Source organism: Streptomyces sp. SID10853 (genome assembly GCF_010548145.1).
GTDB lineage: Bacteria > Actinomycetota > Actinomycetes > Streptomycetales > Streptomycetaceae > Streptomyces.
The window spans coordinates 1-9,858 of record NZ_JAAGLN010000254.1 but is presented as its reverse complement, the minus strand read 5'-3'; the positions used below and the strand labels follow the sequence as shown (position 1 = coordinate 9,858).

Sequence of the window (9,858 nt, the reverse complement as noted above, 5' to 3'; positions counted from 1 at the left end):
CCCTCCTGCCCGCCCCGCCACACCGCTGCGGCTGCCTCCAGGGCCCGGGCGACGGCGATCCGCTCCGGTCCGTGCGGCCGCACCAGCGCCGGAGCCATCCCGACGGCCCAGGCCACCGCTCCGCCGCCGAGCGCGAGCGCCAGATGGAAGGGCACCTGGCCCAGCCGCTGGGGCGCGAAGAAGGCGGATGCGGCGATGAACGTGAAGATCAGATTGCCGGGCGGCCCTATCCGGGTCGCGTCACAGACCGTCTTGTGGACGGCGGCCAGCAGCGAAGCGAGCAGCACCAGCAGGACGGGCGAGGTGACCAGCGACGCGGACAGCAGCGCGGCACCGAGGCTCGCGACCATGCCGAGCACCACCCAGAGCAGGGTGCGGGCGCGCGCTGCGTACGGCAGACCGTGTGCGTACAGGGCGCACATGGCCCCGGCCGATGTGTAGAGGACGAGGTCCATCCGGCCGAGCGTCAGGAGCACCGCGTCGGGTACGGCGAGCGCCACCGCGGCGCTGAGCGCGGGTTTGTGCCAGATGTCGACGGGGCGTCTCAGCCGGAGGGTGGACCGGAGGGGGAGCGGGCGGGTCCGGGGGAGACGTGCTCCTCCTTGTTCTGTCCTGGCCTGCTGTCTCCTGGCGTGCTTCGGCATAGTAAAAGCTTAGCAGGTGTTTTACTCGTAAAAGAAAGCCTCTGTTCATCCGCCTGTCCATGATGTGGTCGATGGTTTGACCGGGTTCCGCCGTGCCGGATACGTTGCGCGCCATGCAGCCCTCCGCACACCTGACGACGCGTGGTCACGTCGACCTCAAGCGTGTGTGCTCCGCTGCGTGTCACCGGGCCTGAACGCACTGGCTGTACGGCGCCGCCCGCTGACGACACCTCCCGTACCGGTTCCGCCGGGTGGCGCGGCGCCCCCCTGGAAGAAGCAGAGCTCCGCCGGTGTCCCCGCCGGCGCGGTCTGCCGTGGGGCTCCCGCACCGGAGCCCCGGCTGGAGTGCCACCCCCACCGAGTACCGGGATGCCATCCGTGGACCGTACGCCCGCGCCCGCCCGCCGCCCCGCCCCTGTCCGTCGCACCGCTCCCGTCCGCCGCTCCGACATACCGGCCGCCGGCCCCCAGCGGCGGGCCGGCACCGCCACCGGTGCGGTGCTCGGCGCGATCCTCGACCACGGCCCCGTCGCCCGCTCCACCGTGGCCCGTCTCACCGGGCTGTCGCCCGCGTCGGTCACCGGCCACTCCAGACAGCTGCTGGCGCGTGGGCTGATCCGGGAGGCCGCCGAGACGGCCGGGCCCCGCGGTCTCGGGCGGCCGCACATCCCGGTGGAGATCGACACCGGTCAGTTCCTGGTGGCCGGTGCGCATATCGCCGTGGCCCACTCGACGCTCGCCCTGATGGATCTGCGGGGCCGGATCGTGGCCGAGGACCGGCAGCCGCACGGGAACACGGACCCCCGGCGGGTGCTGAGTGCGCTGGCCGCGCGGCTGCCCCGGCTGGTGGCCGCGCACGCCGACGGCCGTACCGTGCTCGGACTCGGGGTGGCCACCGGGAACCGGGTCGATCCCGCAGCCGGGACGATCGTGCACCATCCCCAACTGGGCTGGCGCGATGTGCCGGTACGGGAGCGCCTCGCCGCCGCCACCGGGCTGCCGGTCCATGTCGACAGCCACGCGCGGGCGTTGGCGCGCGCGGAGCAGATGTTCGGTCAGGTGACCACCCGCAGCAGCGCGGTCCTGCTCTTCGTCGGTGCCGTCATCGACGCGGCCTTCACCTCCGCCGGAACGGTCCATCTGGGGCCGCGCGCCGGGGCCGGGAGCGTGGCGCATCTGCCGGTGGGCCCGGTGGGCCCGGTCGGCCCGGTGGGTGCGGACGGCCGGGCCGGTGCCGTGCTGTCCTGTGTGTGCGCCAGGCCGGGCTGCCTCCACTCGGTGGCATCGGAGTCCGCCCTGCTGGGCATGGCGGCCGAACAGGGGCTGCGCGTACCGTCGTTCAGGGCGCTGCTCGATCTCGCCCTGGCCGGTGAACCCCGGGCACGGGCACTCTTCGGACAGCGGGCCCGGTACGTGGGCCGGGCGGTGGCCCTACTGCTCGACACCTTCGACCCCGAGATCCTGGTGGTCGTCGAACCGGCGGCCGCCCGGCTGCCGGAGTGTCTGGCCGCGCTGCGGGCGGAGGCGGGAACACGTTCCCTGGTCTGCGAAGACCCCGAACGGGCCGTCGTGCCGGGCAGTTTCACCGGTTCGGTGCTGGCCACCGCGGGCGGTGCGGTGGCGCTGGGCGCCCTGTACGCGGACCCGCTCGGCCCCTGGCCCTCGGTGACCGCCGCGTGCTGACCCGCCTCCCGCCCGGCGGTGCGCGCACCGAATTAATTCAGAACGTTGCATTGTTGACCCGGCGGGAAACCGGACGCGAGGATGGATTCATGACCGGATCGCAGCGGATTTCCCCGTACATGTCCCGTGGGGCATGCGGCTGCTGCTGCGCGGTCGGGTCGGCCGGCCTCTTCGCCCGCCCTTTCTGTTGTCGCCGCGCAGGGATTTCCCGATAGCCGCTGGGCATCAGGCCCACGCTTCCTGAAGGCGCGCGGAATTGCTGCTCTTCCGCCCTCCCGCTGCCGCTTTTTCTGCCATTCCGCTTTCCTGCCTCCGGGTGTGCCGTGCCGATCCGTCATGCCCGACGGCCCCATTTCTCCCGGGGAGACCATGACCGTCACCGCTGCTCCGTACCCCGTACCGTCCGCGTACTCCGCGCCCGCCGTCCCGCCCGAGCGGTTCCGGCAGGTCTTCCGCCGGTATCCCGCCGGGGTGGTGGCCGTCACCGCCGACTCCGGGCGGGGGCCGGTCGGGTTCACCGCGACCTCGCTCACCTCGCTCTCCCTCGACCCTCCGCTGGTGTCCTTCGGTATCGCCGTGACCGCCTCGTCCTGGCCGCACATCGAGCGCGCCGCGACAGCCGTCGTCAACTTCCTCGGCTCCGAACAGGAGTCGCTGGCCAGGACGTTCGCGACCAGCGGCATCGACAGATTCGCCGCGCCGACCGAGTGGCGGCGGCTGCCCGGCGGCGAGCCGGTGCTCGGCGGGGTGGCCGGCTGGCTGCGGATCGGCGTCGAGCAGATCGTGCCGGCCGGGGACCACCGGATCGTGGTGGCCCGGGTCGAGGACTCCTGGCTCGACGAGAGCAGCAGCCCGCTGGTCTTCCACGACGGCAACTACCTCTCGCTCTGAACCCGTTGCCCCCGTATGCGGTGAAACAGTCCGCCCACCGATCAGGAATCACCATGTCAGCTTCTTCCCCGCCGTCGGCGCCCGTCGGCCGCAGGTCCCTGCTCGCCCTCATGGGCGGAGCGGCACTCGGCCTCGCCGGCTGTGCTCCACGGACCACCACGACGGCCGGCCACAAACCGCTCGGAAAACTCCCGTCCGGAGCCCCGCCGCCAGGAACGAAACTCTCGGTTGCCGTACGCACCACACAACTGCAACTGGCCCCGGCCGGGCTGACAAAGGATCTGCGGTTCACTGTTTCCGACTGGCCCAATCTGAATGCGGGCCCCGATATCATCCAGGGATTCAGGGCGCACTCCATCGATCTCGCGGTCAATGCGGGAATCCCCCCGATCCAGGCCGCGGCGATCGGGGTCGGCGCGCGGATCGTGGCGGTCCAGGAGCGCAACCACCCGTCGTACGTCTTCGCCACCTCCCCCGGCTCGCCGATCAGGACGGCCGCCGATTTCCGCGGCAAGAAGATCGGCTTCTCGCAGGGCCAGGCACAGGGCGTCGTCGTCCTGCGGGCGTTGAAGAAGGCCGGGCTGCGCAACAGCGACGTCACGCTCGTGGCCCTGCCCAGCACCCAGTTCCTCACCGCGCTCCAGTCCCGGCAGGTGGATGTGGCCCCGCTCGCGGAGCCCACGCTCACCAAGTACCTCGGTCAGTACGCGAAGGACGGCGCCCGGGGCGTGCACACCGACGTGGTGGACCTGCTCACCGTTCTCTGGGCACCCGACGCGGTGCTGGACGACCCGGCCAGGGCCGCTGCCGTCCGCGAGTTCATCCCGGTGTGGGCCCGCGGTCAGGTCTGGGCCTGGGAGCACCCCGGGCGGTGGATCGACCGGTACTACGTGAAGGACCAGGGCGTCACGGCCGCTGACGGCAAGCGCATCGTCGCCTCCCTGGCCAGACCGGTCTTCACCACACGCTGGGACCGGGCGATCGCCTGGGAGCAGGAGACCGCGGACCTGATGGCCGCGGGCGGCTTCGTGCCCCGGCAGGACGTCACCAAGCTGTTCGACCGGCGTTTCGAGCGGATCGCGGCAGCGGCCGTACCCGCCGCCTACCGGGAGGGATCATGACCGAAGTACTGCCGGACGCCCGCGTCCAGGGGGCGGTGCCCGCGGACGCCCACGTCGATGAGGCGGTGCCCGCGGACGCCGGTGTCCAGGAGCTGCCGCCCCGGACCCGGCCGGCCGGCCGCACCGCTCGCAGGCGGCTGGGGCCCGGACGTGCCCTGCCCTTCGGCCGGCTGATCGGCCCGGTGCTGGTGGTCGCCGTCTGGTGGGCCGCGTCGGCCCTCGGCTGTCTCGACCCGCGGATCCTCTCCGGCCCCGGCACCGTGCTCTCCACCGCCGGTGACCTGGCAGCCGACGGACGGCTCCAGACGAACGTACTGATCTCGCTCCAGCGCGCCGGGCTCGGCCTCCTCTTCGGGGTGGCGTCCGGCACGGCCCTCGCGGTGGCGGCAGGGCTGAGCCGCACCGGGGAGTATCTGCTCGACGGCCCGCTCCAGATCAAGCGGGCCATCCCCTCGCTGGCGATGCTGCCGCTGCTGATCCTCTGGCTGGGCATCGGTGAGCAGATGAAGGTCACCGTCATCGCCCTCGGCGTCGCCGTGACCGTGTACGTCAACACCTACGCGGCCCTGACCGGCATCGACAGCAGGTATGTGGAGCTGGCGGAATCCCTCGGACTCGGCCGTCTCCAGTTCATCCGCAAGGTGATCGGCCCCGGCTCGCTGCCGGGCTTCTTCGTCGGGCTGCGGCTCGGGGTGACCGCCTCCTGGCTCGGCCTGATCGTGGTCGAGCAGATCAACGCCACCAGCGGAATCGGCTACATGATGTTCCAGGCCCAGCAGTACGCCCAGTCCGACGTCATCATCGTGGGTCTCGTCGTCTACGGGATCTTCGGCTTCGTCTCGGACGCCCTCGTCCAGGCGGTCGGAAGGAGGGCGCTGTCATGGCGACGCACCCTGGCGGGCTGACCGGTACCCGGCCGGCCGTACGGATGACGAAGCTGGTGCGCCGCTTCGGTGACCGGACCATCCTGCACGGGCTCGATCTCACCCTGGGGCAGGGCGAGTTCACCGCCCTGCTCGGCCGCAGCGGCTCGGGCAAGTCGACGCTGCTGCGCGCCGTGGCCCGCCTCGACCACGCGGTCGAAGGCTCCGGCACGCTCGACGTCCCCGACCGGGTGTCGCTCTCGTTCCAGGACTCCCGGCTGCTGCCCTGGCTGCGTCTGCTGGACAACGTGGTGCTCGGGATACGCGGCCCAGGGGCCCGGGAGCGCGGGCTGACCGCGCTCGACGAGGTCGGCCTCGCGGGCCGCGGACGGTCCTGGCCGCACGAACTCTCCGGCGGCGAACAGCAGCGGGCCGCACTCGCCCGCGCCCTGGTACGCGATCCGGAACTGCTCCTGGCCGACGAGCCGTTCGGTGCGCTGGACGCCCTCACCCGGATCAAGATGCACGGGCTGCTGCGCGAGCTGTACGAACGCCACCGGCCGGCCGTGCTGCTGGTCACCCATGACGTCGACGAGGCGGTCGAACTCGCCGACCGGGTACTGGTCCTGGACGAAGGCCGGATCTCGCTCGACCTGACGATCGGCCTCACGGCGCCCAGGACCCGGCGCGATCCCCGGTTCCAGGAGTACCGCGACACCCTGCTGGCCGCGCTGGGCGCCACCGAGTCCGAGCCACAGCCCCCGACCTGACCACGCCCTCTCGTTCCGTACACCCGTATCTCCCGAGGAGACGAGGACACCACCATGCCCAGCAACCCCGGCGCCACCCCCGGCCGCGCCCCGCTGCACCTGAACGCGTTCCTGATGTCCACCGGCCACCACGAGGCTTCCTGGCGGCTCGCCGAGAGTCCGGCGCGCGCCAACTCCGACATCGAGCACTACAAGAACCTCGCCCGGATCGCCGAGCGCGGCAGACTCGACTCGGTGTTCCTCGCCGACAGCCCCGTCCTGATGGGCGACCCCGGCAGGCGGCCGTCGGCCAAGCTGGAGCCCACGGTCCTGCTCACCGCGCTGGCCGGCGCCACCGAGCACATCGGTCTCATCGCCACCGCGTCCACCAGCTACAACGAGCCGTACAACCTGGCCCGCAGGTTCGCCTCGCTCGACCATGTCTCCGGTGGCCGGGCCGGCTGGAACATCGTCACCACCGCGGGCGCCGACGCGGCCCGCAACTTCGGCCTTGACGACACCCCGCTGCACCACGACCGGTACCGCAGGGCCGCCGAGTTCGTCGAGGTGTCGACCAAACTGTGGGACAGCTGGGCCGACGACGCGGTGGTGGCCGACAAGGAGCGCGGGGTGCACGCGCTGGCGGACCGGGTACGCCGGATCGACCACAGCGGCGAGTACTTCCGCGTCGACGGACCGCTGAACGTCCAGCGCCCGCCGCAGGGCTATCCACTGCTGGTACAGGCGGGCTCCAGCGAGGACGGCAAGGACTTCGCCGCCCGTTACGCGGAGGCGGTGTTCACCGCCCAGCAGACCCTGGAGGAGGGCATCGCCTTCTACCAGGACGTCAAGCGGCGCGCACAGGCCGCGGGCCGCGATCCCGAGGGCATCCGCATCCTGCCGGGCATCGTCCCGGTCATCGGTGACACCGAGGCCCAGGCACAGGAACTGGACGCCGAACTGGACCGGTTGATCGTGCCCGACTACGCCAAGCGGCAGCTGGCGGACAGACTGCGGATCGCCCCCGAAGACCTGGCGCTCGACGAGGAGCTGCCCGACGGCATCCCGACCGAGGACGAGATCGAGGGAGCGAAGAGCCGGTACACCCTCGTCGTGGAGCTCGCCAGGCGCGAACGGCTGACGGTACGACAGCTCATCGGACGGCTGGGCGGCGGCCGCGGCCACCGCACCTTCGCGGGCACGGCGGTGCAGGTGGCCGACACCATCGAGCACTGGTACGACAGGGGGGCGGCCGACGGGTTCAACATCATGCCCGCCGTGCTGCCCTCAGGCCTCGAGACCTTCGTGGACCAGGTGGTGCCGATCCTCCAGGAGCGCGGACTGTTCCGCACCGAGTACACGGGGCGCACACTGCGCGAGCACTACGGCCTGCCGCGCCCCGCCAACCAGCTGTTCGACCTGGCGGCCCCACTGGCGGGCTGATCCGGCAGCCCGAAGGCCATGTGCACGCTAAACGTGACGGCTAGGGTGGGGCCCGAGCTGCGGCATGCAGGGGTACGGGGGTGTCGTCTTGGGTGTGCCGGGAAAGCCGTTACTCCGTGGCACGGAGCCTGCGGCGAGGGGGCGCAGGCTTGTCGTCGGCGGGTGGGCCCTGCGGCTGGCGGGGGCGGCGCTCGGCCTGCCCGGCTGGCTGGTCTTCAGCTCCGGATTCCACAGCGACCATCTGTCGGAAGTGACGCAACTCGCCTGGTGGCTACGCGGGCTGGGGGGCCTGGTGGCGCTCCTGGCGGGCCTGGCGGTCTTCGGCGCCGGTCGCCTCCTTGTCGTACGGGGCAAGCGGTACGCCGCCGAAGTCATCGACTCCTTCGACGCGCTGCCCGACTCCCGCTACGTCCTGTATCTGCGTCCCTTCTCCAACGACTCCGAGATGGCTTCGCTGAACACGGACATCCAGAGCGGTGGGGCCCAGCCGCCGAACTTGTTCTTTCTCTCCGGGCTGACCCACGAGGAGGCGCTGGTACGCCGCTTCGGGCGGCTGGGCCGTGTCATCGCGGTCGGGAGACCGGGGGAGCACCTGCCGCCGCCCGGCGCGGTCCGCGGGCAACTTCCCCTCGACGACTGGCGGGCCACCGTCAGCGGACTGATCGCCGGAGCACATGTGGTGCTGATGTCGGTCGGTCCAGGACCGGGCACTGTCTGGGAGTTCACCGAGGCGGTGCGCCTCCTGCCGCCCTCCCGGCTGGTCCTGGTGGTCTACTCCGACGCCGTGACCTACCAGTGCTTCCGGGATGCGGTCGCTGTGGAGTACGAGCGGCGCTCGGCTACCGAGGCACCCGCGCCGGGCGCCTCATGGCCGCCGCTGCCCGCGCTGCCCGACTACCCGCCACCCGCCCGTCCGCACCGCCCGCGCTGGGAAGTCCTGCTCAACGGCCGGAAGCGGCTGCGCTGGGACTTCGTACTCAAGGGCGTCGTGGTGTTCGCCCCGGACTGGAAGGCCGGCTTCACGCGATTCGACCCGACGACGCTGCGCCTGCCGAACCCGCTGACGGTGACTCGCCTCGTCAGGCGTGAACTCCGCCCGATCATGGACGAGTTGGGCACGCTGGCCGCACGGGAATGACCCGCGGGCCCGACTCCCGCGGGAACGGATCCCGCTCGGCCCCTCGTGCCCGTACGCTCGATACAGCGCGACAGTGCGAACCGCCGACCGGAAGGGTGGGCCATGGCAACCAACGGGGGACAGTGGGCACTTGATCCCAGCGGCCTGCCCGGTGGAGCGTGGGCACCGACAGGCAGGGCACACGCGGACCCCGCGCCCAAGCCGGGAACGGTTCCGCTGCGCCGTCTCGACGCCAGCGACATCCTCAGGGGTGTCTTCGCCACCGCCCGGCGCTACCCGAAGCCGCTGTATCTTCCGCTGCTCGCCCTCGCGTTCGGCTCGGCCGTACTGCTCGGCGGCTGTGTCTGCGCCGCCTGGTTCCTGGCCACCCACGGGACGGCACACGGCGGCCGGCCCCTCACGAGCCACCTGTCCGGGATGATCACGGCCGGGGCCGTCGTCCTGGTCCCGGCTCTGATCTGCGCGACCATCGCCTACGCCGTGACCGCGACGGTCAGCATCACCGTACTCGGCCGCCATGCCGTACTGGGCCATCGTCCCCCGACCGCCCGTCAGGTGTGGGCAGAGGCCCGCCCGTACCTGTGGCGGGTGCTGGGTACCCAGCTCCTGACCAGCGTGGCCGCCGTCGCCGTCATGGTCGCCTCCATGGTTCCGGCCATCCTGCTCGGTGTCCTCCTGCACAGCCTCACCGCCCTGGCGTTCGGCCTGCTTCTGCTGATCCCCGGCCTGCTCGGTGCTGTCTATGCGGGCGGCCGGTTCATCCTCGCCGTACCGGTCGTGGTCCTGGAGAACCAGCGCCCGGCGGCCGCCATGCGCCGCGCCTGGAAACTCGGCCACGCGGCCTCGTGGCGCACGCTCGGTATCGCCTGCCTGACCAGAATGATCTGTTACACGGCCACCCAGCTGGTCATGCCCCTGGTGGGGGCGGTCGCGGCGCGGCTCGCCCCGTCCGGAGTCCTCGACGGCTCATCGAGCAACCCGTCGTCGACACCGTTCACCGGCCTCATCCTGCCGGCTGCCGTGGTCGGGCTCGCGGCTGTCAGCGCCGCGATCGTCAGGGCCCCTCTGACGCCCCTGACTCTCGGCCTGCTGTACACCGACCGGCGCATCAGGCTGGAGCACCTCGACACCGGCCTGGCCGCCGCGGTGGCCGGCACGGCCGGCCACGGCCCGTTCTCCGTGTGCCCCGCGCTATCGCCCGGAGGGCGGGCCGGACGTCCCGGTGGCGCGGGGTGAGACCGCGCCACCGGCCGAGCGACCCGTAGCGCGGAACCCCGCCGGGTCACTGGAGCGCGTGGACGGCTGCCGCGAAGACGGTGGGCAGGC

The 9,858-nt window shown here is 71.9% G+C and carries 8 protein-coding genes and 1 pseudogene; 8 read left to right on the top strand and 1 reads right to left on the bottom strand.

Annotated features, from left to right (window positions below):
* A pseudogene (locus tag G3I19_RS30900) lies at positions 1-644 on the bottom strand (FUSC family protein); the annotation flags it as partial.
* Positions 645-1,022: 378 nt separating this feature from the next.
* On the opposite strand from G3I19_RS30900, the gene G3I19_RS30895 reads away from it, so the two are divergent.
* The 8 genes from G3I19_RS30895 to G3I19_RS30860 all read left to right on the top strand — a co-directional run bounded on the left by G3I19_RS30895 (position 1,023) and on the right by G3I19_RS30860 (position 9,768).
* A complete protein-coding gene (locus G3I19_RS30895; RefSeq protein ID WP_343235258.1) occupies positions 1,023-2,327 on the top strand; it encodes an ROK family transcriptional regulator in 1,305 nt (434 codons plus the stop codon).
* 369 nt (positions 2,328-2,696) lie between these two features.
* Positions 2,697-3,218 carry a flavin reductase family protein gene (locus G3I19_RS30890; protein ID WP_164267026.1) on the top strand — a complete coding sequence of 174 codons (522 nt, stop codon included), beginning with the start codon at positions 2,697-2,699 and terminating at the stop codon, positions 3,216-3,218.
* A gap of 53 nt (positions 3,219-3,271) precedes the next feature.
* Positions 3,272-4,339, top strand: coding sequence for an ABC transporter substrate-binding protein (locus G3I19_RS30885; RefSeq protein ID WP_164267025.1), 1,068 nt, complete (start codon positions 3,272-3,274; stop codon positions 4,337-4,339).
* Positions 4,336-5,244, top strand: coding sequence for an ABC transporter permease (locus G3I19_RS30880; RefSeq protein ID WP_164267024.1), 909 nt, complete (start codon positions 4,336-4,338; stop codon positions 5,242-5,244). The genes G3I19_RS30885 and G3I19_RS30880 overlap by 4 nt, the downstream gene beginning before the upstream one ends.
* The gene (locus G3I19_RS30875) at positions 5,220-5,972 is read left to right on the top strand and encodes an ABC transporter ATP-binding protein (RefSeq protein WP_164267023.1); all 753 of its coding nucleotides are present in this window, start codon (positions 5,220-5,222) and stop codon (positions 5,970-5,972) included. Before G3I19_RS30880 ends, G3I19_RS30875 begins: the two co-directional genes overlap by 25 nt.
* Before the next feature lie 54 nt (positions 5,973-6,026).
* Entirely contained in the window at positions 6,027-7,394 is a 1,368-nt protein-coding gene (locus tag G3I19_RS30870; protein WP_164267022.1) for an LLM class flavin-dependent oxidoreductase, read from the top strand.
* Positions 7,395-7,482: 88 nt separating this feature from the next.
* Positions 7,483-8,532 (top strand): hypothetical protein, encoded by a 1,050-nt coding sequence (locus tag G3I19_RS30865; protein ID WP_164267021.1) that lies wholly within the window; start codon positions 7,483-7,485, stop codon positions 8,530-8,532.
* 102 nt (positions 8,533-8,634) lie between these two features.
* Positions 8,635-9,768: a hypothetical protein gene (locus G3I19_RS30860; protein ID WP_164267020.1), complete on the top strand. Its 1,134-nt coding sequence runs from the start codon at positions 8,635-8,637 to the stop codon at positions 9,766-9,768.
* Positions 9,769-9,858: the final 90 nt, after the last annotated feature.